Source organism: Arthrobacter sorbitolis, assembly GCF_054510995.1.
Genome location: NZ_JBTNDM010000003.1, coordinates 32,756 through 56,247, shown reverse-complemented (window position 1 = coordinate 56,247; position 23,492 = coordinate 32,756). Strand labels below are relative to the sequence as shown.

Annotated in this window: 28 protein-coding genes; 15 read left to right on the top strand and 13 right to left on the bottom strand. The window is 71.3% G+C overall.

Going from position 1 to position 23,492, the window contains the following annotated elements; translation table 11 throughout:
• Window positions 1-6: 6 nt before the first annotated feature.
• A complete protein-coding gene (locus ACX80K_RS08675; RefSeq protein ID WP_459271466.1) occupies window positions 7-1,101 on the bottom strand; it encodes a WD40/YVTN/BNR-like repeat-containing protein in 1,095 nt (364 codons plus the stop codon).
• A gap of 200 nt (window positions 1,102-1,301) precedes the next feature.
• Between ACX80K_RS08675 and ACX80K_RS08670 the strand changes: the two genes are divergently transcribed.
• Window positions 1,302-1,724, top strand: a complete 423-nt coding sequence (locus tag ACX80K_RS08670) for a hypothetical protein (RefSeq protein ID WP_459271465.1) — start codon at window positions 1,302-1,304, stop codon at window positions 1,722-1,724.
• A gap of 7 nt (window positions 1,725-1,731) precedes the next feature.
• Here the strand turns inward: ACX80K_RS08670 and ACX80K_RS08665 are convergent, their stop codons facing one another.
• The 4 genes from ACX80K_RS08665 to ACX80K_RS08650 form a co-directional block, all read right to left on the bottom strand.
• Window positions 1,732-2,037 (bottom strand): NIPSNAP family protein, encoded by a 306-nt coding sequence (locus tag ACX80K_RS08665; protein WP_459271464.1) that lies wholly within the window; start codon window positions 2,035-2,037, stop codon window positions 1,732-1,734.
• Window positions 2,038-2,050: 13 nt separating this feature from the next.
• Entirely contained in the window at window positions 2,051-2,383 is a 333-nt protein-coding gene (locus ACX80K_RS08660) for a histone-like nucleoid-structuring protein Lsr2 (RefSeq protein ID WP_459271463.1), read from the bottom strand.
• 130 nt (window positions 2,384-2,513) lie between these two features.
• Window positions 2,514-2,753, bottom strand: a complete 240-nt coding sequence (locus tag ACX80K_RS08655) for an SHOCT domain-containing protein (RefSeq protein WP_459271462.1) — start codon at window positions 2,751-2,753, stop codon at window positions 2,514-2,516.
• Between the two features lie 23 nt (window positions 2,754-2,776).
• A complete protein-coding gene (locus ACX80K_RS08650; RefSeq protein WP_459271461.1) occupies window positions 2,777-3,205 on the bottom strand; it encodes a DUF6325 family protein in 429 nt (142 codons plus the stop codon).
• Between the two features lie 243 nt (window positions 3,206-3,448).
• On the opposite strand from ACX80K_RS08650, the gene ACX80K_RS08645 reads away from it, so the two are divergent.
• From ACX80K_RS08645 to ACX80K_RS08635, 3 genes are all read left to right on the top strand, one after another.
• Window positions 3,449-3,937, top strand: coding sequence for a DUF1269 domain-containing protein (locus tag ACX80K_RS08645; protein ID WP_459271460.1), 489 nt, complete (start codon window positions 3,449-3,451; stop codon window positions 3,935-3,937).
• A 150-nt stretch (window positions 3,938-4,087) separates the two neighbouring features.
• Window positions 4,088-6,712 (top strand): LuxR C-terminal-related transcriptional regulator, encoded by a 2,625-nt coding sequence (locus ACX80K_RS08640; RefSeq protein WP_459271459.1) that lies wholly within the window; start codon window positions 4,088-4,090, stop codon window positions 6,710-6,712.
• A 31-nt stretch (window positions 6,713-6,743) separates the two neighbouring features.
• Complete coding sequence (locus ACX80K_RS08635) at window positions 6,744-7,136, top strand: phage holin family protein (protein ID WP_459271458.1); 393 nt, start codon at window positions 6,744-6,746, stop codon at window positions 7,134-7,136.
• On the opposite strand, the gene ACX80K_RS08630 is transcribed toward ACX80K_RS08635, so the two are convergent.
• On the bottom strand, window positions 7,133-8,155 hold the full coding sequence (locus tag ACX80K_RS08630) for a sigma-70 family RNA polymerase sigma factor (protein ID WP_459271457.1): 1,023 nt from the start codon (window positions 8,153-8,155) through the stop codon (window positions 7,133-7,135). The two genes, ACX80K_RS08635 and ACX80K_RS08630, sit on opposite strands and share 4 nt — an antisense overlap.
• A 128-nt stretch (window positions 8,156-8,283) precedes the next feature.
• Between ACX80K_RS08630 and ACX80K_RS08625 the strand changes: the two genes are divergently transcribed.
• Genes ACX80K_RS08625 through ACX80K_RS08615 form a run of 3 tightly spaced genes read left to right on the top strand, consistent with a single transcriptional unit; the run spans window position 8,284 to window position 10,057 of the window.
• Window positions 8,284-8,838: a dihydrofolate reductase family protein gene (locus ACX80K_RS08625; protein ID WP_459271456.1), complete on the top strand. Its 555-nt coding sequence runs from the start codon at window positions 8,284-8,286 to the stop codon at window positions 8,836-8,838.
• Window positions 8,839-8,849: 11 nt separating this feature from the next.
• Window positions 8,850-9,152 (top strand): DUF4287 domain-containing protein, encoded by a 303-nt coding sequence (locus ACX80K_RS08620; protein WP_459271454.1) that lies wholly within the window; start codon window positions 8,850-8,852, stop codon window positions 9,150-9,152.
• 26 nt (window positions 9,153-9,178) lie between these two features.
• Complete coding sequence (locus tag ACX80K_RS08615) at window positions 9,179-10,057, top strand: DUF4031 domain-containing protein (RefSeq protein WP_459271453.1); 879 nt, start codon at window positions 9,179-9,181, stop codon at window positions 10,055-10,057.
• 42 nt (window positions 10,058-10,099) lie between these two features.
• On the opposite strand, the gene aztD is transcribed toward ACX80K_RS08615, so the two are convergent.
• The 3 genes from aztD to aztB are packed head-to-tail and all read right to left on the bottom strand — an operon-like array spanning window position 10,100 to window position 14,414.
• A complete protein-coding gene (gene aztD, locus ACX80K_RS08610) occupies window positions 10,100-11,347 on the bottom strand; it encodes a zinc metallochaperone AztD (protein ID WP_459271452.1) in 1,248 nt (415 codons plus the stop codon).
• Window positions 11,348-11,373: 26 nt separating this feature from the next.
• On the bottom strand, window positions 11,374-12,291 hold the full coding sequence (gene aztC / locus ACX80K_RS08605) for a zinc ABC transporter substrate-binding protein AztC (RefSeq protein ID WP_459271451.1): 918 nt from the start codon (window positions 12,289-12,291) through the stop codon (window positions 11,374-11,376).
• Window positions 12,288-14,414 (bottom strand): zinc ABC transporter permease AztB, encoded by a 2,127-nt coding sequence (gene aztB, locus ACX80K_RS08600; RefSeq protein ID WP_459271450.1) that lies wholly within the window; start codon window positions 14,412-14,414, stop codon window positions 12,288-12,290. Before aztB ends, aztC begins: the two co-directional genes overlap by 4 nt.
• 53 nt (window positions 14,415-14,467) lie before the next feature.
• Between aztB and ACX80K_RS08595 the strand changes: the two genes are divergently transcribed.
• From ACX80K_RS08595 to ACX80K_RS08570, 6 genes are all read left to right on the top strand, one after another.
• Entirely contained in the window at window positions 14,468-15,166 is a 699-nt protein-coding gene (locus tag ACX80K_RS08595; protein WP_459271448.1) for a metal ABC transporter ATP-binding protein, read from the top strand.
• A gap of 62 nt (window positions 15,167-15,228) precedes the next feature.
• Entirely contained in the window at window positions 15,229-15,867 is a 639-nt protein-coding gene (locus ACX80K_RS08590) for a MerR family transcriptional regulator (RefSeq protein ID WP_459271447.1), read from the top strand.
• Between the two features lie 17 nt (window positions 15,868-15,884).
• The gene (locus ACX80K_RS08585) at window positions 15,885-16,886 is read left to right on the top strand and encodes a hypothetical protein (RefSeq protein WP_459271446.1); all 1,002 of its coding nucleotides are present in this window, start codon (window positions 15,885-15,887) and stop codon (window positions 16,884-16,886) included.
• 20 nt (window positions 16,887-16,906) lie between these two features.
• Entirely contained in the window at window positions 16,907-17,281 is a 375-nt protein-coding gene (locus tag ACX80K_RS08580) for a DUF2834 domain-containing protein (protein ID WP_459271445.1), read from the top strand.
• A 36-nt stretch (window positions 17,282-17,317) separates the two neighbouring features.
• On the top strand, window positions 17,318-17,677 hold the full coding sequence (locus ACX80K_RS08575) for an iron chaperone (protein ID WP_459271442.1): 360 nt from the start codon (window positions 17,318-17,320) through the stop codon (window positions 17,675-17,677).
• An 81-nt stretch (window positions 17,678-17,758) separates the two neighbouring features.
• On the top strand, window positions 17,759-18,397 hold the full coding sequence (locus ACX80K_RS08570) for a hypothetical protein (protein ID WP_459271441.1): 639 nt from the start codon (window positions 17,759-17,761) through the stop codon (window positions 18,395-18,397).
• Window positions 18,398-18,422: 25 nt separating this feature from the next.
• Here ACX80K_RS08570 and ACX80K_RS08565 read toward each other — a convergent pair whose 3' ends face one another.
• From ACX80K_RS08565 to ACX80K_RS08550, 4 genes are all read right to left on the bottom strand, one after another.
• Window positions 18,423-19,016 carry a hypothetical protein gene (locus tag ACX80K_RS08565; RefSeq protein WP_459271439.1) on the bottom strand — a complete coding sequence of 198 codons (594 nt, stop codon included), beginning with the start codon at window positions 19,014-19,016 and terminating at the stop codon, window positions 18,423-18,425.
• Window positions 19,007-19,696 carry a GyrI-like domain-containing protein gene (locus tag ACX80K_RS08560; RefSeq protein ID WP_459271437.1) on the bottom strand — a complete coding sequence of 230 codons (690 nt, stop codon included), beginning with the start codon at window positions 19,694-19,696 and terminating at the stop codon, window positions 19,007-19,009. The genes ACX80K_RS08565 and ACX80K_RS08560 overlap by 10 nt, the downstream gene beginning before the upstream one ends.
• Entirely contained in the window at window positions 19,693-20,499 is an 807-nt protein-coding gene (locus ACX80K_RS08555; protein ID WP_459271436.1) for a putative protein N(5)-glutamine methyltransferase, read from the bottom strand. Before ACX80K_RS08555 ends, ACX80K_RS08560 begins: the two co-directional genes overlap by 4 nt.
• Before the next feature lie 78 nt (window positions 20,500-20,577).
• Complete coding sequence (locus ACX80K_RS08550) at window positions 20,578-21,468, bottom strand: aromatic alcohol reductase (protein ID WP_459271435.1); 891 nt, start codon at window positions 21,466-21,468, stop codon at window positions 20,578-20,580.
• A 144-nt stretch (window positions 21,469-21,612) separates the two neighbouring features.
• On the opposite strand from ACX80K_RS08550, the gene ACX80K_RS08545 reads away from it, so the two are divergent.
• A complete protein-coding gene (locus tag ACX80K_RS08545; RefSeq protein ID WP_459271434.1) occupies window positions 21,613-22,380 on the top strand; it encodes a metallophosphoesterase family protein in 768 nt (255 codons plus the stop codon).
• A gap of 352 nt (window positions 22,381-22,732) precedes the next feature.
• Entirely contained in the window at window positions 22,733-23,470 is a 738-nt protein-coding gene (locus tag ACX80K_RS08540) for an ANTAR domain-containing protein (protein ID WP_459271433.1), read from the top strand.
• Window positions 23,471-23,492 lie beyond the last annotated feature (22 nt).

Genomic DNA, 23,492 nt, shown 5'->3' with positions numbered 1-23,492 from the left:
CGCCGTTCAGGCCGGGACGACGGCGGCACGGACCGAGAGCACGTCCGGCAGGTTCCTCGCCACCTCCCGGAAGGTGCGGCCCTCGTCGGCACTCGCGTAGACGGTGCCGCCGCGCGTCCCGAAGTAGACGCCGGGAAGGTCCGCCGTGTCGACGCACGCGGCATCACGGAGCACGGCGTTGTACTCCGCCCGGGGCAGGCCGGCGTCGTGGGCCTCCCAGGTGGCGCCGCCGTCGTCCGTCCGGTGCACCTGCAGGTGGCCCTCGGGCGGGATGCGCTCGCCGTCGGCCTTGAGGGGGATGACCCACGCGGTGCCGGTGCGGTGGGGGTGGGCGAGCATCACGAAGCCGAAGTCCGCCGGCAATCCTTCCGCGATGGACTGCCACGAGTCCCCGCGGTCGGTGCTCGTGTACACACCGTGGTGGTTCTGGGCGAACAGGCGGTCGGGGTCGACGGCGTCACGGGCCACCTTGTGCACGCACTGGCCGAACTCCGGGTCCGGGTCGGGCATGAAGTAGGCGCTGATGCCCTTGTTCCGCGGTTGCCAGGACGTGCCGCCGTCGTCGGAGCGGTACACGCCGCCGGTACTCATCGCGACGTGGAGCGTCTCGTCGGCCGGGCTCGGCAGCACGGTATGGGCGGCAGCCCCGCCGAAGCCGGCGCCCCATTCGCTCCGGTGCGGGTGGTCCCACAGGCCGCGGTTGAGCTCGAAGGTCTCGCCGTGGTCGGTCGATTTCCAGACCGAGATGGGCTGGCAGCCGGCCCAGACGACGCCGGGGCGGTGTTCGGCGTCGGGCTGGATCTGCCAGATGCGTTCCAGTGCGACGCCCTCGTCCGCGTCGAAGCGGATGCTGCCTTCCTGCGGCTCGGTCCAGGTCTCGCCGAGGTCGTCCGAATGGGCGATGCACGGTCCGAAGTGCCATGACATGCGGCCGGCGAACAGTCGGGTGCGCCCGCCGCGGGTGTCGATCCCGACGCTCGGGATCTCCTCCATGAGGAACTTCGGTCCGGAGAGCGTCCAGGTCTCCCGGTCGGGGCTCGAGGCGAGCCACAGGCCCTTCTTCGTACCGATGGCGAGGACTGTTGTTCCTGGTGCTGACATCGTGGCCCCCGTTGGCGTCGACCCGGTTCCCGACCGGCGGTGTGGTGCCGATCACTCGGGATGATGTCACCGACCACTCGATTTGTACAGGGTCGACTACCCGCTTCTGTCCGCAATCGCCGGGCGGGTGATCCGGCCGTGCCAGAGTGGAGATATTCGGTCGCTGGGAGCGAGGATCCGTTCGTCCCTGGAGGCATGAAGTGAGTGACACAGTTCTCGGGAGTGCCGCGCCGTCGCGGCTCTGTCCCGGCCCGCCGCACCGGCCCGGCTCGCGCCGGCACTGTGCGGGCAAGCACTGCCTGGAAGACCGGGGAGGGCTGCTCCTCCTGTGGTGGGCGCCCGGCTCGCGGTTGACCCCGACGGACGTCCTCGGCTCCTACGACGGGGTCCGTGAACTGTCCGACGGCTACCACGTGCCGCTCGTCGTGCATCTGCAGGGGCTGGTCGGGATCACCGCGCAGGCCCGCTCCCTCCTCCTCGAGGCGTCCCTGGCCTCACGCACCGCGCTCGTGGGGACCGGACCGGTGGACCAGGTCATCGCGGGGTTCCTGGAGCAGGCCCTGTCGGAGACGCGGTATTTCGAGAGCGCCCCGGCGGCGGTGGCCTGGGCGCGGTGCCCCTAGTGCCGGCCTAGCCGAACACCGGCGCGAGGAAACGGCGCTCGTACCGGCGGATGCATTTGCTGTCCCGCGCCAGGCGAAAGGCGTCGATGCACTCCGGGTCCGTCGCCGCCTCCTCGCGATACCGCTCGTAATCAGCGAGCGAGGGAAACGTGAAGAGGGCATAGGCGATATCGCTGTCGCCCTCGCTCGGGAGGAAATACCCGTGGTGATTACCGCCCAGTCTGCCCACGAGTCGGATCCAGCGCCTGCCGTATTCCTCGAAGTCGGCGAGTTTGTCGGGGTCGATCTCGTAGCGGAGGTGGACGGTGATCATCGGGCCCGCTCGGTCAGCGGCTCTCGTTGTAGGCGTCGATGATCGACTGGGTGATGCGGCCGCGCGAACTCGGGTTGTAGCCGTTGTCCTGCGCCCACCGGCGGATCTGCTGGGTGTCCTCCCGCTTGGCACGCGGGGTCGCCTTCGGACTCGCGGACGGCTGCTTGCCGGACCCTGCCTTGCGCCCCTTGTCGACATACCCCGAGAGGGCGGAGCGCAGCGACTCCGCATTCTGTTCCGTGAGGTCTATTTCGTAGTTCGTGCCGTCGAGGCTGAATCGAACCGTTTCCTGTGCTTCTTCACCATTGAGGTCATCCACCAGATGGACCTGTACCCGCTGTGACATCTTATTCTCCTGCATTGTCCGGACGAATTCGTTGACCCCAGATTCAGACCCTATCGCTTACCCACCGGTATTTCGACACAAAGCCGGCACGGTGGAGAACGAATGTGTTCTTACCCACAAAAGCGTGGGTTCACTGCAGGAGATATGTCGTCGCGACCGCGAATTCGGCGTCCGTGAGCAGTCCGCGGTCCCGGAGCTCTGCGAGCCGGGCGAGGCTTTCGAGGAGCGGGAGCACGGATCGCGCCCTGTCGCCCGCGCCGGGCGCGTGCGGCGGAGTCGTCGCGGGGTCAGGAAACACCGGCGGCCACAGGGGCGCACCGGAGGACGCCGGGGCGAGCAGCCCAGGACGATGGCGGCGGCTGGCGGGCATCGGTGCCTCCGGATCTGGACGGGTCAGGTGGCCGCGGCGCCGTCGGCGAGGAAGGCCCTGATCACGGATTCGTGGGGGACCCGGGCATGGAGCGCGGTGGTTCCGCCGCTGTGGCGCACCTGTTCGGCGACGCGTTCGGCCCAGCGGTACTCGACGGCAGCGATGAGGCCGACCTCGCCCGCGCCGACATGCCCCGACGCGAGCGCGATGTCCGCCTCGCTCAGCAGGGTCATGGCCTCGCCGTCGACCACGAGGTCCTTCCAGTCGTCCCGGAGCCCCGAGTCGAGGTCCAAGACGGTGAGTACCCCGTCGGGGGCCCGGCGGAGCACCACCACGTCGATCAGGGCCACGGCACCCACGCGCACGGCATCACCGAAGGATTCGAGCACGGCCGGTGCTACGTCGGCACCGGGGAAGGTGTAGACGAAGACGTCGACGGGTCCGACCCTCATGCTGCCTGTACCTCCTGCTCCGTGGGGTGATCCCTCCATCATCGGCTCGGGCGCTCCACCCGATCCTCACCCCCACCGGGTGGTCCGGCCGGCCGGTCCGGCCAGCGCTGGTCGCGGTTGCCCGCGGCATCAGGCGGGTCGCCCGCGGGTCTCACCCCCTACGGGTGATACTCCCCGCGCAGGAAGGGGGCAGGTTGGTCAGCGGGCCGGAAAAGCTCCGGCACGGCTCGAGGAGGAAGAACGATGGCAACACTCTCCGTGTGGAAGTTCGACGACGCCGACGGCGCGAGCGGGGCCGAGCAGATGCTGCTCGACCTGCAGAGCAAGGAACTCATCCGCGTGCACGACGCCGCCGTCGTGTCCTGGGCCTCGGACGCCAAGAAGCCGAAGACGCGGCAACTCCACAACCTCACCGGCGCGGGCGCGCTCGGCGGCTCCTTCTGGGGCTTCCTGTTCGGCATCCTGTTCTTCGTCCCGCTGCTCGGAGTGGCCATCGGCGCGGCGGTGGGCGCCCTCAGCGGCTCCCTCGCCGACGTCGGGATCGACGACTCGTTCATCCGGCGGATCCGGGAGAGGGTCACGCCCGGGACCTCGGCACTGTTCCTCCTGAGCTCGGACGCCGTGCCGGATCGCGTCGCGGAGGCGTTCCGGGGAGTGCGTGCGGAACTGCTCGAGACCAACCTCAGTCGCGACGACGAGAACGCACTGCGCGCGGCCTTCGCGCCCGAGTGAGAAGCAGCCGGGCCCCTGCGGGGTGACGCATCCGGGCGTCATACTCGGCCGACTCCCTTGGCCAACCCCCGCATCGGGATCACACTTGATGCACCCTCGCATCGGGGTTGATGCCGGCCCGGTGCACGACGAGATCGCGGGGAGGGGTGCGTGGATGTGACCAGCGTGGCGGGGCGCAAGACCCGGGCCCCCGAGCGCGACGAGCGCGAGGTCCCGCGACCGCGCCTGACCGATCGCCTCGATGCCCTGCACGAGGCAGGTGGCCGCATCCTGCTCGTCACCGCCGCTGCGGGCTTCGGCAAGACCGCGGTGGCCGGCGAGTGGACGCGCCTGCGGCGCGAGGCGGGCGACGACGTCGCCTGGGTGACGCTCGATCCCTCGGACAACCGGCCCGGACGCTTCTGGCACCTGCTGGGTGTCGCGCTCACGGGGGAGGAGGCGGGCCTGCAGGGGCCCGACGACGACGCCTCCCTGCGGATGGCCATGATCGACGCACTGATCGACCGGTGCGCGGAGAGCGGGGCCCGTGTGCTTCTCGTCCTCGACAACTGCGAGCACCTCACGCACCGCGTGCTCCTGACCGAGCTCGACTACCTGATCGAGCGGACCCCTGCCACGGTGACGGTCCTGTTGTGCGGGCGCAGGACGCCCGACCTCCGCTCGCTGTACAAGATGGATCTCGACGGGACGGTCGGGTGCCTGGCGCAGGAGGACCTGGTCATGCGCCGGCGCGAGATCAGGAAGCTCTTCGCGCCGGCACGGCCCGACGTCGAGATGCTGCTCGACACCACCGAGGGTTGGGCTGCCGCCGTCGCCCAGGCCCACCGCGCCGCCGCACCGGACGCGCTGTCGCCGGGTGACGCGCACGGCGGGGAACCACTGCTCGAGAGGCTGTGCGGCCCGCTCTTCAGGTCCTACCGCCCGGCGATCCGCGACACGCTCGCGGCCATGGCCCTGATCGAGCCCTTCACCGCCGGGGACCTCGAGGTGGCGCTGGACCGGACGGACGGGGCGCAGCTCGTGGCACGGACCGCGGGGGAGACGGGGATGGTCGTGACGGTGCAGGGTGCCGGACCTCCCGACCGGTTCCGGTTGCACCGTCTGCTGGGCCGGTGGTTCGCGGAAGCCGCTCCTGGCAGCGCCCGGTCGGACGCAGAGGTGGTCCATGCGCGGATGGCACCGCACCGGCTCCGGCAGGGACATCACGCGCTCGCACTCCACCATGCCGGCAGGGCGCACGACGAGGGCCTGCTGCGACACGTCGTGAGCGTCTCGGGGCTGCAGTTGCTCTGGCAGAACGACCTGCGGGTCCTGGCCTCCGCCGTGCGGGAGATCGGCCCGACGACGTCCGGGGAACTCGCGCTGCTCGAGTGCCTGATCGCCCTCGCCGAGGGGGACCCCGAGAAGGCGGCGCGGACCGCCGCCGGGCGGGGAGGCCCGGGCGGGAACCCCCCGTACCGGCTGGCGCCTCCCTTCGACACCCTGGACGTGGGGCTGGAGGCGCAGTTGCTGCTCCTGGAGGGCCGGGCTGCCGAGGCGGTCGCGCTGCTGGATCGGCTCGACCTCGACGACGTGGCGCCCGATGTCCGGGTGTTCGTGCTGAACATCCAGGTGGCGGCCCTCATCGCGGCGGTGAGGGTGCCGGAGGCCCGGACGCTGGCCCGGAGGGCGCTGAAAACGGCGGGCGCCCGGGCCAACCCGGGTGCGGTGATCGACGCCGGCATGGCCAGCGCCTCGCTGGCGACGATCGCCGAGGACTTCCCGGAGGCGTCCGCCCAGGCACAGGCCGCCATCCGGCACGGGGAGGAGCACGGCCTCCGGTACAGCCCCCGGCTCCGTCCCGCGCACCTGATCGCGGCATGGGCGGCGTTCCACGTCCTCGACGACGACGGCGCCGGCCTGCACAACGCCTTCGTGTTCAGGGCGCTGACCGCCGCGCCGATCGTCGCCCACTCGTCAGGGAAGCTGGCCCTGATCCTCTCCTTCCCGACCTCCGGCCGGCGCGCGGAGATCGCCGAGGAACTGTTCGACAGGGTGCGTTTCGACCTGACCGCCGGGGCCTTCCCCGCCGACGTCGCCCTGTGTTCCCTGCAGGTGGCCGAGATGATGCTGTCCCTCCGGCGGTCCGACGACCTCACCCGGCTCAAGGCGGATCTGCGCAGGAGCCAGGGCATCAGTGGCGAACTCCACACCATCTCGGCCTGGGAGTTCGTGGCCTCCGGCCAGCTGGCAAGGGCGCGCCAGCTCCTGACGAGCGTCACCTCGGAGTTCGTCACGAGCCAGAGTCGGGTGGGACTCGTCGCGGCGTGGGCGCTCCTCGCACGCGTGGAACTCCAGGAGGAGCGGACGTTCAAGGCACGGGAGGCGCTCGAGAAGGCGCTGGCGATCGCGGCCCGGCACCGCACGGTCCGCGGCTTCGCCTACGCCGGCGACACCGTGCGGCAGGCCCTCGAGACCGACCGCCACCACTTCCCCCGCTACCGGCGCGAGATCGACCTGATCGGCAGGCATGCCTGCCCACCGGAGGCGCTCATCGGCCCGCCACTCACCCCGCGGGAGGAGGAACTGCTCGCCCTGCTGCCCACCTTCGCCACCGTGGAGGAGCTCGCCCACGACCTGCAGATCTCGACGAACACCGTGAAGACGCACATCCGGGGCATCTACCGGAAGCTGGGCGTCGGGACCCGGCGGGAGGCGATCGCGGCGGGGTCCCGCCTCGGCGTAGCCGCTCCGGCCGCGACGACGCACCTCCTGCGTCCCACGATCGTCCGTTGACCAGCCCTGCCCCGTCGAAAGGAGAGTATCCGTGGTCCGGTTGCTCCGTGCCCTGATCCTCCAGTGGCTCGTCCTCGTCGTGGTCCTCGCCATCACGGCGCTGCTCGTCCCGGGCGTCCAGGTGACGGGTGGGCTGTCGGGGCTCATCGTGACCGCGGCCGTCGTCGGGCTCGTGAACGCGCTGGTGGGCCCGGTGCTCCGGCTGCTGGCGCTGCCTCTCACGCTGCTGACGCTCGGGCTGTTCTCCCTCGTGGTGAACGCCGTGCTGCTCTGGCTGGCCGCCGTGTTCAGCGGCTCACTCCAGCTGGGAGGTCCGCTGACGACGATCCTGGCCGCGTTCGTCATCTCCGTCCTGAACGCGATCGGTACCCGGCTGGTCCTCCCGCGACGTGCCGATGACGGAACCAGGAGGCGGCACGGCTAGCCGCCGGCCGCCGTCTGCCGCTCGTCGATGACCGGCGGGAGCCCGAACGCCCCGAACATCTCCGGGTACAGGAAATTGTGGTGGCCGACGATACGCTCGCCGTCGGTCTCGATGACCTGGATCGCCCACGGCTCCCAGAGCCCCGGCTCCACGAAGTGGTAGTTGGCGAACCCTCCCGCACCGTTGACGTCGAGGGGGAGGAGGCGCCCGTTCTCGCAGACGCTGCCCTTGCCCACGAACCAGGCGATGACGTCGGCGGGTCCGCTGAGCCACAGGTCGAAGGGCGGCATGGACAGGACCACGTCGTCACGCAGCAACGACACGAGCACGTCCATGTCGTAGGACTCGAAGGCCGCCAGGTACTTCGCCAGAAGGGCCTTGTGCGCGGGGTCCTCGAGGGGCATCGGCGCCGCGGGCTCGTAAGCGGCCATCGTCCTGCGGGCACGCTGCAGCGCGCTGTTGACCGACGCCGGAGTCACCTCCAGGAGCGCCGCGACCTCGGCGGCGGACCAGCGGAGCACCTCACAGAGGATGAGCGCGCTCCGCTGGAGCGCCGGCAGGTGCTGGAGGGCTGCCACGAAGGCCAACCGGACGGTGTCCCGGGCCTCCGCGACCACGGCGGGATCCCCCGACAGGTCGATCACGCGTGCATCGGGGATGGGCTGCACGAAGACGCTCTCCGTGCGCGGGGCGCCGAGCACAGCCTCCGCCGTCCGCGTGGACGGGCCGAGGTCCATCGGCCGGGCCCGCCGCTGCGGGCTACGGAGCATGTCGATGCAGACGTTGTGGGCTATGCGGAACAGCCAGGTGCGGAGGGAGGACTGCCCGGCGAAGGATTCCCGCTTCGACCAGGCCTTGATCATGGTCTCCTGGACGGCGTCCTCGGCCTCGGACGCGGCACCGAGCATCCGGTAGCAGTAGCCCGTCAGCTCGCGTCGCGACGCTTCCAGGAGTCGTTCGAACGGCGCCGTGTCGTCGGCCCCCGGCGGTGTCCCCCGGGTCGTGGTGGCGGGCTGCATGCATCCGAGCGTAGCGACGGCTGCACGGGCGCGGGAGGGAGGCGGCAGGAAAAGTTTCGCCGCGCCGATGATTCGGCGCCCTTTCCGGCGTCTACTGGGGGAAGCCACCACCAACATCGGGAGCCACCATGCGCAGACTCACAGCCGGCCTCTTCTCCTCCGTGGACGGAGTGGTCGAATCCCCTCACCTCTGGCAGTTCGACAGCTTCGACGCCGAGCTCGGCGCCGGGATGGGGGAGATGATCGGCCGGGTCGACACCGTCCTCCTCGGGCGGCACGGGTACGAGGAGTGGGCTGAGTACTGGCCCGCCGCGGAGCCCGGCGACCCGTTCGGGCGCTTCATCAATCCCGTGCGGAAGTACGTCGCGTCCCGCACCCTCGACGGTGACCTGGGCTGGACGAACGCGTCCCTCATGGACGCCCCGCTCGAGGACTTCGTCGGCACGCTCAAGCAGACGGACGGCGGCGACATCGGCATCTGCGCCAGCATCTCCCTCGTGCGCCAGCTCGTGTTCGCGGGGCTGCTCGACTCCCTGACGCTCATGATCCATCCCGTGGTCGCGGGCACCGGGCGTCATCTGTTCGAGCCGTCGGACCCCGTGACGAAGCTGGACCTGCAGGACCTCACGCGTACCAGCAAGGGCAACGTCCTGGCCACCTACGGTGTCCGCAACGAGCAGTAGGGAGCAGAAGGATGTCATTCCAGGCATATCTCGACGCCGTCGAGGCGAAGACGGGACTCACCCCGCGTCAGCTCGTCGACCGGGCCGCGGAGCGGGGCCTCGATGCCCCCGGGACGAAGGCCGGGGAGATCGTGACCTGGCTGAAGGAGGACTACGACCTCGGCCGGGGCCACGCCATGGCGCTGGTGCACGTCATCAAGAACGGTGCGGCCATCAGCGACCGACACGTGGGTACCGGTGGGGTGCATCGTGACGATTCGGCAGAGCTGTGGCTCGACGGGGCCGCGACGAAGCCCCGACCGGCCGGGACCTGACGGGCGGCACGCCTAGACTGCTCGGCATGGCCGTCCTCATCGATCCACCGTCCTGGCCGGCGCACGGCACCCTGTTCTCCCACCTCGTCTCCACGCGCTCGCTCGAGGAGCTGCACCGGTTCGCGGCGGCCGCCGACATCCCCCGCCGCGCGTTCGACGAGGACCACTACGACGTGCCGGCCCGGCGCTACCGCGACCTCGTGGAGCGCGGGGCGCAGGAGGTGAGTGGAGCGGACCTCGTGCGGGAGCTCATCCGGAGCGGCCTCCGTGTCCCCGCGCGCCGCCGTGCCCCGAAGCTCCGGGCGGCGCTGGCCTCGCGCTGGGCCTCCCTCCTGCCGGCGGATCCGGTGCTGGGCGAGGACCTGCTCGAGCGGTGGGGTGAACCGCACCGGAGATACCACACGCCGTCACACCTCCTGGCGGTCCTCGAGGCACTCGATCTGCTGCTCGAGCCGGGGGACCTCCCGCTCCGCAGGCGAGTGCTCCTCGCCGCCTGGTTCCACGACGCCGTCTACGAGGGGGTGGCAGGGGAGGACGAGCGGGCCTCGGCGGCGCTCGCCGCCGAGCGACTCCGGGCGGTGGGCGGACCGGAGGCGCGCGAGGTGGAGCGGCTCGTGCTGCTCACCGTCACGCACGACCCGGCACCCGGCGACCGGGCCGGTGAGCTCCTGTGCGATGCCGACCTGTCGGTGCTCGGCGCGGCGGAGGAGGACTACCTGCGCTACACGCGGGCCGTGCGCGCAGAGTATTCTCATATTCCGGATGAGGCATTCATCGAGGGTCGCCGGGCCGTACTGCGACACCTCCTGACCCTCGAGCCGCTGTTCAGGACGACGGCGGCCAGGGAGCGCTGGAGCGCGCGTGCGCGGGCGAACATGGAACTCGAGCTCGCGTCCCTCGGCTGAGGGTCGGCTCCGGGTCTGGAGCCGACCCTGTACGGGTCCCGATCAGCCTTCGACGGCGGTGATCTCGTTCGGAATGCCGGGCAGCTCGCCGGACGAGGTGATCCCGCCGGTGGCGAGGTCGACGGCGTGGAGCTTCCTGGCGGCAGGGTCCGTGACGTAGGCCGTGTCGCCCATCACCTTCAGGGCGGGATGCGGGTCCTGCCACTCGACCGGGCCCTTCCAGGGGTCGAGGACGGGAGTCGAGCCGGTCACCTCTCCGGTGTGCTGGTCCAGGGTGTGCAGGGCGCCGTCGGAGGCCAGGACGAGCACCTCGCCGTCCGGACCCCGTGCGACGTCGCGGAACGTGTACTCGACGCCCTCGGGCAGGTCGACGACCTTCATCTCCTTCGTCCCCGTGTCGATGAGGGTCAGTTGGTGCAGGAGGTAGCCCTCGAGGTCGGGGTCGGACCTGTAGTCGCCCGCGACGATGGGACCGGTCTCGCTGACATAGGCGTTGCCCATGCGGCCGAACTCGTCGGGGGCCGGGATCTTGGTGATCTCACCGGAGTCGTAGACGAGGGCGCCGTCGCTGCAGCCGAAGACGGCGACCTCGTCCTTCGTGGTGCCCTCGCCGTGGATGGAGGGGCATTCGTCGCTGGTGGCGATCTCGTTCCCGTCGGCGTCGAGGACCTTGATGCCGGAACGGCTCTCGGAGTCGCCGACCGTGGTGAGGAACGTGCCGTCCTCGAGGACGATCGAGACGCCGTGGTGTGCCTCGTCGCCCTCGATGACCTCGGTCTCCGGGAGACCGCCCTCCGCCTCGAGCAGGTCGTCGGTGGTGAAGATGGTGGTGTCGCTGGTGCCGTCGGCGTAGAGGACGGTCCTGTCCCCGTGCTGGACCACGTGCCCGGCGGTGTCGGCTTCGAACACCAGGTCCGTGAGCTCCGGTTCCGTCTGCCGGGAGCCGGAGGAATCGGTCCAGGGCCCGAGGTCCAGGACCTGGAATCCCTCGGGCACGGTGACGAGCGCGTGCCGACCGTCGCCGGCCGCGTTGAGGCGCGTGAAGCCCTCGACCGGCAGGTCGCCCTCGAGCGAGAGGGTGGTGCCGTCGAGGACGGCGATCCCGCCGTCGTAGGTCAGCGCCACCCGGGGAGTGGGGGAGGCAGCCGCTGACGGGCTGGTCCCCGGGGCGGCCGCCGGATCCGCCGCCGGTTCCGGGGAGCCGCACGCTGTCATGAGCAGGGCGGATGTGGCGACGGTGGCGGCGAGGGCCAGGTGCCGTGGGTGTTGCATGAGCGGAATCGCTGTCATTCTGTCTCCTTCTGTGGTCCCGGATCTCAGGGTGAGAGTCCGGCGGAGATGCGCTCCGTGTTCGCGCGCATCATGGCGAGGTAGGTGTCAGCACCCTCGCCGGGGTCGGTCAGGGATTCGGAGAAGAGTTCGACGACGTCGACGTCGATGTCCGCTCCATCGGCGAGGACCTGGACGAGTCGATCGGGCTGGGAGGACTCGGCGAAGATCGTGCCGACCTCCGCCTCCTCGATGGCCGCGACGAGTCCGCGGAGATCGGATGCACTGGGGGAGGCGAGGGTCGTGCCGCCCGGGATCACGGCGCCGATGACGCGGAAGTCGTAACGTTCGGCGAGGTACCCGAAGACGTGGTGGTTCATGACGAGGTTCCGCCGCTCGGCGGGGATCCGCCCGAACGCCGTGGCCATGGACGAGTCCAGCGCCGACAGCTCCGCGCGGTACGCGTCGGCGGACTCCGTGATCGACGCGGCGTCCACCCCGCCGATGGCGGACAGCCGGCCCTGGAGCTCGTCGACGACGTCGATCATGAGCCCCGGGTCGGTCCAGAAGTGGGGATCGGGTGCGCCCTCGGAGTCGCCTTCCGTGTAGGCGAGAGGGTCGATGACCTCGCCGGCGACGAGAAGGGGGACATTCCCGGACCGCGCGCTGTCGATGTGTTGCTGCAGCCCTTCCTCCAGGCCCAGGCCGTTGGTGACGATCAGGTCCGCCTGCCGCATCGTCGCACCGTCCTGCGCGGAGATCTCGAACGAGTGGGGATCGGCGTCGGGCTGCATGAGCACCCGTACCTCGGCCTCGTCGCCGGCGACGTTGCGGACGACGTCCCCGAGGATGTTGGTGGTCACCACGACGACCGGTTCGTCGGTCCCCGCCCTGGCGCATCCGGGGGCGCCGAGAAGTGCTGTCGCGGCCAGGACCAGTGCCAGCTGCCGGTGTGCCCTGTTCATCGACCGACCTCTGCCAGGTGGGCGGGGACGGTGTCGGTGTCGAAGGAGCGCGCGATCCGGGCACCATCGGCGAAGTCGATCTCGAACAGCGTCCGTTCTGCGGGAGCGTTGAGATAGGCCCGCTGCTGGTCGGTCGTGAGTTCCACCCCGGCGAGCAGCTCCGGATCCGTCAGGGTCTGCACCAGGAGCGGTCCGGTGGCGGCGATCGTCCCACCGGTCTCGGCGGACAGGACGAGGACACGGCCGTCGGCGGCAAGGGCGACGACGTGCCCCTCCCCGTCGTCGACCGCGGAGACCTGGAGCAGGGGGACCTCGGACGGGACGAACTGCCAGGAGCGCTCCCGCGTGTCGAGCAGCCAGGCACCCTGGTCTCCCGCGACGGCGGCCACCGTCGGGCGGCCCTCCCGGGCCCGGAACCCGGTGGCCTTCGGCGCACCGGCCCCTGGAGGGTAGGGGATGCGTTCGAAGCCGACCGCGCCGCCGTCCAGCGTGGCCAGCAGGGCGCCGTCGTCACAGCCGATGACCGTGCCGACCGGCGTCGTGATGGTGCCCCGGGCGTCGTCGCACTCCGCCTCCACGCCCTCGAGGGGGAGACCCTCGGCGTCGTAGGCCCGGACGGTGGCGGCTGCTCCGTCGACGCCGGGCCGGGTCAGGAGGGTGACGTCCGAGAGCGGGACGAGCAGGCCACGGTGCGGCTCGGTGGACAGGTCGGCGCGAACGCTCAGTTCCCCCTGCGCGAGGGCGTCGTTGTCGAGCACCAGGCCGTGGCCGCTGTCGGGGAAGAACACGCCGGTGGTCGCCGCGCCGGGCGTGACGACGGCCTGTCCCACGCCTTCGACGCTGCCCACGATCCGCGGCTCACCCCGGTAGTAGTGGAAGTGGTCCTCGTGGTCCCACGTCCACATGCCGCTGTCCACCACCGTCATGGTGCCGGTGGCGGCGGAGGAGGCGAACAGGTAGCGGCCATCGGTCGTCGTCGAACTGATCTCCGGCAGCTCGCCCACCCGGACGGTCGTCCCGTCGGCGAGGTCGAGCAGGTCCACGGACCCGGCGGGATCGGTGGTCATCAGGTGCAGCTGGGGTTCGGTCGCCTCGACGGATCCCTCGATCGTCCCGTGCCCGTCACCGGGGGGTGCGGAGGCGGGCCCTGGCCCGGGGACGGCCGGGGTGTCTCCGGACGGCGTCGCGGGTGTGCAGGAGGTCGTGGCGAGGGCGATCAGGGGGAGGGAGAGGAGCAGGGCGGCAGGTGTTCGCATGAGGGGCTTTCCGGGAAGGGGCCGCCGGATCCGGACCGGTGGAGCCGGCGGGCGACGGCGGACGAGGCTGCGGATGACGTTCGACACCGCTGCGCATCCGATGGCCGCGAGGGCGATCGACGCACCGGCGGCCGTACCGACGTGCCAGGAGGCGAGGAGGCCGAGGAGCACGGACGCCGCCCCGATCAGCGCCGCGAGGCACATGGTGTGCGGGATGCGCGTGGTCCAGGGCGCTGCGGCGACGGCCGGGGCGAGGAGCAGTCCGAGGACGAGCAGCGCACCCACGGCCTGGTAGGAGACGACGACGGCGAGCGTCACGAGCCCGACCAGGAGCACCTGCGCGAGGCGGGGTCTCAGCCCCAGGACCTGCGCGATCCTCCGGTCGAAGGCGAGGGCCGTGAACGCGCGGTGGAAGGCGGCTGCGACGAGGACGGTGAGCAGCAGGGCTCCGGCGAGCAGCCAGAGGTCGCCGGGTCCGATCGCCAGCACGTCCCCGAAGAGGACGGCCGTCGCGTCGGTGGCGAAGCTGCGTGAGTGGGAGATGACGGCGACGCCGGCGGCGAGCATGCCGACGAAGAAGAGCCCGATGCTCGTGTCGTGGGACAGGCGTCCCCGCCGGGCCAGGAAGCTCACGCCGAGGCTCATGATGATCGCGCTGCATGCTGCTCCGAGGACGACGGGAACGCCGGCGAGGGTGGCGAGGGCGACGCCGGGGAGCATCCCGTGCGCCATCGCCTCGCCCAGGAACGCCATCCCGCGGACGACGACCCAGGTGCCGACGACGGCGCAGATGGCTGCGCAGAGCGAGCCGCCGAGGAGTGCTCGCAGCATGAAATCGGTGGTGAACGGTTCGAGGAGGAAGGGCACGTCGTCACCCTAGACTTAAATGAGACTCATTCTCAATATGATAGCTTCGGGGGATGCTCCTCCGCTCCTCGCCGTCCGTCACCGCCGCGCAGCCGATCGTCCTCGACGGGGTGTGGGTCGACCACGACGGCGTGGATGCCCTGTGCGGCGTCTCTCTCACCGTCGAGCCCGCGACGATCACCGGAGTGGCCGGAGCGAACGGTTCCGGGAAGTCGACCCTGCTCGAGGTGCTGGCGGGACTGCTGGGCCCCCGCCGGGGGCGGGTGATCCTGCCGGTCCGGAGCACGGCGCTGGTCGCGCAGCGCAGTGAGGTGGCCGATCGCCTGCCGCTCACGGTGTTCAACGTCGTGAGCATGGGACGCTGGCCGGAGGTCGGGCTGATGCGGCGGCTCAGGGACGGGGACCGGCGCATCATCGACGACTGCATCGACCTCGTCGGCCTCGGCGGCCATGCGCGGCGCCCGCTGCACGCCCTCTCGGGTGGCCAGCGGCAGCGCGCTTTCCTCGCCCAGGGACTCGCACGGCGCGCCGACGTCGTCCTGCTCGACGAACCGACGACGGGGCTCGACGCCGGGACCCGCGCCGTCGTCGCCGATCTCCTCGTGGCGGAGAAAGCACGCGGAGCCATGGTCGTCTGCGTCTCGCACGACGACGTCGTCCTGGCAGTGGCCGACCGGCTGGTCCGGCTCGAGGACGGGCGGGTCGTGTCCGGCCCGCGGGTGGCGGGCAGGGGCGTTGCATCCCCGCAATAGACCTTGAACGTCCTGAAAGCAGAGTATGGACATTCGTACTATCCGATACCTAAGATATCCATATGAGGATGGGCCAGCTCAGTGAAGCCAGTGCGCTCCCCGTCGCGACCATCAAGCTCTACCTCCGGGAAGGGCTTCTCGCCCCGGGCACGCGGACCAGTCCCAATCAGGCGCAGTACGGCCTGCCTCACCTCCGGCGCCTCAAGCTGATCCAGGCGCTCGTCAGGCTCGGCCGACTGAGCCTCGCCGCAGCCGGCGACGTCCTCGATGCCATCGACTCCGACCTGCCACTCATCGAGACCTTCGGCATCGCGCAGCGGGCCGCCACCCGGGCGGTCGATCGGGACACGATCCGCAAGGCGGACCTGGAGCGCCTGGAACCGCTGATCGAGGGCTGGCACGTCGACCCCCACGGCTGCGGACGCTACGACGCCGCAGCCGCCCTCGCCGCCCTCCAGGAGTCCGGCCTGAACGCCTCGGACGACTGGTACCGGCGGTATGCCGACGCGGCGCTCGCCGTCGCGGAGGCCGATCTCGACCTGGTGGACGCCCAGGAGGGGAGGAGCGCGAAAGCCGAGACGGTCGTCGTCGGCACGGTGCTCGGGGACGCCCTGTTCGCGGGGCTGCGCCGCGCCGCCCAGGAGCACGTCTCCCACACCCGGTACGCCGGACGCGGCGGGGAACCCTCCACCGCCCCCTGAAGTCCTGAGGAGGACGAATGCCGCATCTCCTGAAGGCAGGTCGTCGGCCGCCGGCCGGCGTCGCCTGGCACATACCGCTCCTGCTCCTCTCCGCCCTGATGGCCCTCACCGGTCTCGTGAGCGTGGTCGGCCTCGTCGTCGACCCCCGCGAGATCGTCGGGGCGCCCGCGTGGGCCAAACCCCTGAAGTTCTCGATCTCGTTCCTCCTCTACGCCCTGACGCTGTCCTGGCTGATCGGCCAGGTGCGGTCGGCACGGCGCCTGGCCTGGTGGCTGGGGACGGTGGCCGCCCTGGCCGTCGTCGTCGAGATGGTGATCATCGTCGGCGCCGTCGTCGCCGACACCACCAGCCACTTCAACGTGACCTCGCCGTTCAGTACGGCGCTGTGGGGCATCATGGCGATCTCCATCGTCGTGGTCTGGCTGGCATCGCTCGTCGTGGGCGTCCTCCTGTTCCGCGTCCGGGACGGGGACCCGGCACGTTCCACCGCCATCCGGGCAGGGGTGGTCATCGGCCTGGCCGGCCTGGCCCTCGGGTTCCTGATGACGGGTCCCACGGCGGCGCAGCTCGACGACTGGCAGGGCATCTCCGGCGCGCACACGGTCGGGGCCGCGGATGGCGGCGCCGGCCTGTTCCTCCTCGGGTGGAGCACCGTGGCCGGGGATCTCCGCGTACCCCACTTCGTCGGCATGCACGCCCTCCAGCTGCTGCCGATCAGCGCCATCCTGCTCGAGGCGGCGGCACGCCGCGTACCCGGGCTGCGGTCGCCACGGGCGCGCCGCCAGGTCCTCCGCGTGCTCGCGGCGCTCTACGCCGCCGTTGTCGCGGTCCTCACCTTCCAGGCCCTCGCCGGGCAGTCCGTGGTCCGCCCGAGCCCGGACGTCGTCGTGGGCTCGGCGGCCCTCGTCCTCCTGGCCGCCCTGTCGATCCTCGTGATCCTGGCCCGGGGCGGGGAACCCGACCGGAGCGTCCCTCCGCCTGCACCCGTGGCCCTGCCGGCTCCGGGCGGCGCGGCATGAGCTCCCGTACCGGGCAGCCCGTGCCTGCACGCACCAGGGCCGTGGTCGTGGCCTACGCGGTGCTGTCCGTCGCCGGGCTGGTCGGGACCTGGTACTTCAATCTGGCGTACCGGGGGGCCGACGGCACCTACCTCGAGGCGTGGTTCGCCAATGCGGCCAGTTCCTCGGCCGCCGTGGACGTCATCGTGGCCGCGGTCGTGGCCTGCGTCTTCTACGCCGTCGAGGGACGGCGGCTCGGCTGGCGACGCCGATGGCTGCTCTTCGTCCCGCTCACCTTCGTGGTGGCCCTCGCGTTCGCACTGCCGCTGTTCCTGCTGCTGAGGGAACTCCATCTCGCCCGCGGAGGATCCCGCGCGCCGGTGCCCGGCCCGGCCCGGGTGGGGCGGACGGCATGACACGCCGCGTCCCGTCGCGGCAGGGAGGGAGGGGCCATGGGATCGATCGATGACGCGCTCGCCGGACTGCAGGATCCGGACCGCGCGTGCCTCCGGCACGTCGTCGCGTGTGCGCGTGAGGTCCGCCCCGAGGCCGTGGACGGCGTGAGCTACGGGGTGCCGGCCCTCCTCCTCGAGGGGAAGCCGCTGCTCGGGGTCGCCGCGGCCGCCCAGCACCTCGCGCTCTACCCGTTCTCGCCCGCCGTGCTCGACGCCATGGCGCCGGCACTCGAGGGCTTCTCCCGATCCAGGGGCACCATCCGCTTCACCGCGGACAGGCCCCTGCCCGACGACGTCGTCCGCCAGATCGTCCGCCTGCGCGGCATCGAGATCACCGGTCCCCGGGGGTCAGCGTGATCCCGGCGCGGCCCATCACGGTTCGGCGCCCATTCGGCCGGGCCCATGGCCACCGGGCGGGGAGAGGCCGATCATGGGTGCATGACATGGGCCCGTCTCGGCGTCGCGGCGCTCGCAGCGATCCTCCTCACGGCGTGCGCTACTCCGGGGAATCCCGGCGGCACGCCGGGCGATGCCCCTCGCGCCGTTGATCCCGCGGGTGCGTCTGCGGCCGGCACGCCCGCCGCGGACGGCGAGGTGATCGGCCAGGGCACCGTGCTGCAGGGCGGGGATGCGCCGCCCGAGTTCTGCCTCGGCGGCGTGATGGAGTCCTGGCCGCCGCAGTGCAGCGGCCCGCCGATCCTGGACTGGGACTGGGGACTGGCCGGCGGATCCGAGTCCGCCGCCGGGGTGACATGGGGCGCCTACGCCGTGACCGGCACCTGGGACGGCAGCGCCTTCACGCGGACGGGCGTGCCCGTCCCCCTCTCGCTCTACGACGCGATGCCCTTCGACGACCCGCTGGCCGGCAGGCAGGGAGCTACCGCACCGCACGACCTGGAGCGCATCCTGCAGGAGGTCCAGCCCGGCCCCGAGGGCTCCGCGCTGACGGCCGGGATCGATCGCGGCTTCGTCGTCGTCACGGTCGTGTACGACGACGGCACGGTGCAGGCGCGCATGGACGCGCGGTACGGCGCCGACGTCGTCGTCGTGCTGTCCGCACTGCGGCCGCACGGTTGAGCGGACGGGCCCGCCGCCGGTGCGCCTACCGTGACTGCAGGGCGTCGAGGGCGACGGCCATGGCCGCCGCCACGCGGCCGTCGAGGCGGGCGCCGGGGACGGTGACGAGGTACGTGTCGCGCAGCGACGGCAGGCGCTCGGAGGTCAGCACCGTCTGCCCGGCCTGATCGACGAAGTCGAAGTGGAACCGGAAGGGCGAGGGGAAGGCTTCGAGGACGGGGGTCATCTCCCAGATCCGCCGGCCGAGGGCGACGCCGACATTCCGCTCGCTGCCCGTGGCCTGCACGCCGGCGGCTTCGAGGTACCACGTGGAGCGCAGCAGGGACGCGCCGAAGTTCTTCCGGAAGAGTCCGATCGGCCGGCCGGCGGCATCGAGGACGTCGTAGATGGCGCCGACGTCGAGGCGCTGCCGTGCCCTGAAGGAGAACAGGGGAGTGCTCCGCGCCTCGTCCGCGTAGAACGTCACCTGCTCCTTGAAGGCTGCACGTTTCTGCTGGGCGACGGCCAGCAGCGCGCCCGGACGGCCGCCGTCGCCGTGGGTCCGTAGCTCGTAGCGATTGACCATCATCGTGATCTTCTGCGCCACCGTGAAGCGCTCCACGCCGTGTGTCAGGTCCATGCTCGTCCTGTCTTCTCGTCGGGTTCCCGCGCCGTCGGCGGAGGTCCATCCGGCCGGGCCCGGCCATCCATCGGCGCGACGGGCTGGCGGAGGATCGTCCGCAATCTCGCGGGCGGGGTGCGCCGTGCGTCGCCGAGGTAGATCTCGTGGTGCTTCCCTGTCTCCTGCAGCGCGTGGGACGGGAGGTAGTCCGCGTGGAGCGCTTCGAGGACGGGTCCCTCGGTGTCGTAGGGGCCGAGGTGGAGGGTCTGGACCGCGAGGCCCTCGTCGAGCTCCTCGAGGCGGAGCGCGTCGAGCGCCGGCGCGCCTCCCCTGCGTGCGACGGTCCGGTACGCCGTCTCCAGCTGGTCCGACGTGGTCCAGTCCGGGACCATGATCATCACCGTCCAGTCCCACCGCGACGCATCGCGGGCGGCGGTGAAGAACGCCATGTCCTCGGACCACCAGAGCGCCTCGAGCGGCATCACGGTGTAGTCGCGGCCGAGCTCGCCCTTGCTGAGGAACTTCAGCGCGTAGGCGACGGGGTAGATCGACGTGACGGCGTCCCGGTAGGCGTCCGACGTGTTGGGATCGCCCTGGCCGTCGATCATGAGGAACCGCAGCACCGGGACCTTCACCACCTCGAAGCGCCCCCGCCGCGCGGTGTAGGTGCCGATCTCCTTCCTGAAGTCGGTCTTCATCCTTCCGCCGTGCCGATCACCACAGTGGCGCCGATGTCCCCGCGACTCCTCGAGCAGGCCTCGAAGCCGGCGTCGCGGAGGAGGCGGAGGCAGTCCTGCTCCTGGTCCTCGCCGACCTCGAACAGCACGTGTCCGCCGGGTGCCAGCCACTCCGGGGCCCGCCGGGCCACCCGGCGCTGCAGCTCCAGTCCGTCCCGTCCGCCGTCCAGGCTGATCAGCGGCTCGTGCTCCCGCGCCTCGGGCGGCAGGGTCGGCACGCGCGCTGTCGGCACGTAGGGGGTGTTGCAGAGCAGGGTCTCGATCCTCCCCCGCAGCGCCGCCGGCAGCGGGTCGAAGAGGTCTCCCGTGTAGAGGCCGACGTCCAGTGCGGCGAGGTTCCGCCGGGCGAGGTCCACGGCGGGCCCCGAGATGTCCGAGGCGTGGAGCCTGAGGTCCCCGACCCGGTGGGCGAGCGCCGCCCCGAGCGCGCCGCACCCGCAGCAGAGGTCGAGGACCGTGGCCCCCGGCGCCGTCAGGCCGGCGGCGCATTCGACGAGGAAGGCGGACCGCTGGCGGGGCACGAACACGCCGGGCCCCACCGCCAGCCGCAGGCCGCAGAAGTCCACCCAGCCCAGGACGTGCTCGAGGGGGACCCCCGCGATCCGCTGGTCGACCATTCCGGCCAGGGCGTCGCCCGTCGCTCCGCTCCCGGCCAGCAGCCGGGCCTCGTCCTCGGCGAACACGCAGCCGGCGGCACGCAGCCGGACCGTCAGCTCCGCCTCGGTGGGTCGGGGGAGGACGGCGGCGTCCTGCGGGTGCGGCATGGGACGGCCCTTCGTCGAAGGTTGCCTGGCACCACGAGGATAGCGGCGATCAGGAGCCGGTGTCGCCACGGATCCCGGTCAGCGGTCCCCGAGGACGTCCCGGGCGGAGGTCCACGTGCGGGGCCCGTACCTCCCGTTGTCCAGCGCATGGAAGGCGCCGTCGCCACTGAACATGTTGCCGAAGTACTGCATGCCCTGCCAGGCGGGGTACAGGTCCTCCGACGTCCCGGAGAAGGCCTGCCCCGCGCGGGCCATCAGGCGGAGGGAACCGATGCCGCCGGCGTAGAGCAGGCGGTAGGGCTCGCCGCTGAGGTCGGTCATGATCGCGGCCAGATCGCGGGAGGTCACGGTGTCGCCGGCGATGCGGAGGAAACGGGGCGCGTCCGGGTCGAGGGCGGCATCCGCGGTGTAGGAGGCGACGTCGTCCTTGGTCGTGAAGGCCATCGGCTGGTCCGCGTCATGCCAGTAGAGGACCCTCTTCCGCCCGAACAGGATCAGCGGCGCCACTCCCGTGAGCATGTCGGCGAAGGCCCCGTTGAGGACGGAGGTGGCACGGACCGGTGCGGCATCGAGGATCGTGCGGAAGTCGCGCCGGAGCTGGAGGTTCCGGTTCGACCGGTCCTTGATGGTGGTGTGGTCGAGCGAGTAGTCCGACGGGATGAACCGTGGGACGCCGGCGGCCACGGCGGCCATCAGCAGCCGGGTCTGGCTGTCGAGGATGACGGGCGCGAGTCCGCTGAGCGCCGAGACGACGGCGTCGGCCCCGCCGACGGCTCGCTTCAGCTCGTCGGCGTCCGTGTAGTCCACCGGCAGGATCTTCGCCCCGAGGGCACCCAGCCGGTCCGCGACGGCGGAGCCGCTCGCGGTCCTCGTGAGCACCCGCACCTCGGCCCCCTGGTCGATCAGGACGCGGGCTATGCGCTCCCCGAGGTCCCCCGTGGCTCCTGCGATGACGATGGTCTGTGGCATGGGACTTCCTTCGTGGCCGGGGTCGGGCGGCCGGGACGGCCTGCCCCGTGGGCGGCTTCGGCGCGCGTCTCGATTGTGACACCGATGAAGCGTCCGGCGTGGCAGGGGGACCGCGGGAGGCCGGGAGCGGGATAGCCTGACGGGATGGAACGCGTCGCCGTGATCTCCGACCTCCACGGGAACGTCACCGCCTTCACCGCTGTGCTGGAGGACCTCCGACGCCGCGGCATCTCCACCGTCTACAACCTGGGCGACGTCGCCGGCAAGGGGCCGCGCGGCTCCGAGTGCGTCCGCCTGAGCCGGGAGCACTGCGCCGTCACGGTGCGGGGGAACTGGGACGACTTCCTGCCCAGCGAGACGCCCGAGTGGCGCGACGACGCCGGCTGGTGGTGGCACGAGGAGCTGACCCGGGAGGACCGCCGATGGCTCTCGTCGCTTCCGCTGTGCCAGGACATCGCGCTGAGCGGCCGGCGCATCCGCCTGTTCCACGCCTCGGCGAAGAGTGTCTACCACCGCGTGCACGCCCGGCACACCGACGACGACTTCGACGGCATGTTCGCCGCGACGGAGCTGACCGGGGACGGGCCTCCGCCGGATGTCGTCTGCTACGGCGACATCCACGACGCCTTCGTCTCCACCGACCGGAGCAGGACACTCGTCAACGTGGGGAGCGTGGGCAACCCGCTGGACGAACCGCAGGCGTCCTACGTGATCCTGGAGGGAGAGCCCGACGGCGGTCGGTCGCATCCTTTCGGCATCCAGTTCGTGAGGGTCGCGTACGACGTCGAGGCGGAGATCGCCGTCGCCGTCGGGCTGGGCATGCCGGCCCTGCAGGCCTATGCGACCGAGCTGCGGACGGCCGTCTACCGGGGGCGCCACCCCGTCCCCGATCAGGAGCGGACAAGCGACTGATCGGGAGCCGGCTGCTTGACTCCTGACCAACGCCCCATGTCCGTGCAAGCACGTCGATGTGGCCAACATCAGTCCGCGGACGGATCCGGGGGCATGTGCTGCCTGGAACCAGTGTGCCCGCTGTCGGTCCGGCAAGGGGAAACCCGTCGGGAATCTCTCGTCTTGACAGCAGCTGCACGCGCGGCGGGCCGGGCCCGACCGGGGAGGAGGCGCCGGGAGCCCGCTGTTCGCGGGAGCATCGGAGCCCCCCGCGTTGGGTACGATGCTCTAGGTCGTTTAGCAGCAGGCGGCCATCACCTTCTCCTTGCAGCATCGCGCGTGCCGGCAGGGAGTGGATGCAAAGGCACATCTCTTGGCACATCACGATAGGGACACCGGGCAGGCCGTCCCGGCCCTGCTGCAGGACATGGTCCTCGACAGCGACGACGTCGAGCAGTTCCTGACGAAGCTGGTCACCATGGCCGGGCACAGCCTGTCCGCCGAGGACGACGAAGTCCTGTGCGGCGTCACCCTGCTGCGGGCGCGGACCAGGATGACGGTGGCCAGCAACAGCCCCGAGGCCCAGAAGATGGACGAGGTCCAGTACGAGTTCGACGACGGCCCGTGCCTGAGGGCTGCCCGCCTCGGGACCGTCCACTACGTCTGCGACTTCGACACCGAGGAACGGTTCCCCGCCTACAGCGAGGCGATCGCCGGCCACGGCATCAAGTCGGCGCTCGGGGTCCCCATCCCCCTCGAGGGCGAGGCGACGGCGGCGCTCAACTTCTACTCCCCTCTGACGGACGCGTTCACCGGGCAGGCCATCGCGGCGGCGCAGCAATTCGCCGAGGAGGTCGGGGCGTCCCTGCGTCTCGCGGTGCGCATCGCCGGCCTGACGCAGTCGAGGGCCGACCTGCGCGCCGCCATGGAGAGCCGGACCACGATCGACCTCGCGGCCGGCGTCATCATGGGACAGAACCGCTGCTCGCAGGACGCCGCCATGTCGATGCTCAAGGCGGCCTCCAGTGCGAGGAACATCAAGCTCCGGGACGTCGCGGCCTCCGTCCTGGCATCGTTCGGACAGGGGCAGGCGAGGACGCACTTCGAGTAGGCCCACGAAGGTCGGGCCGGTG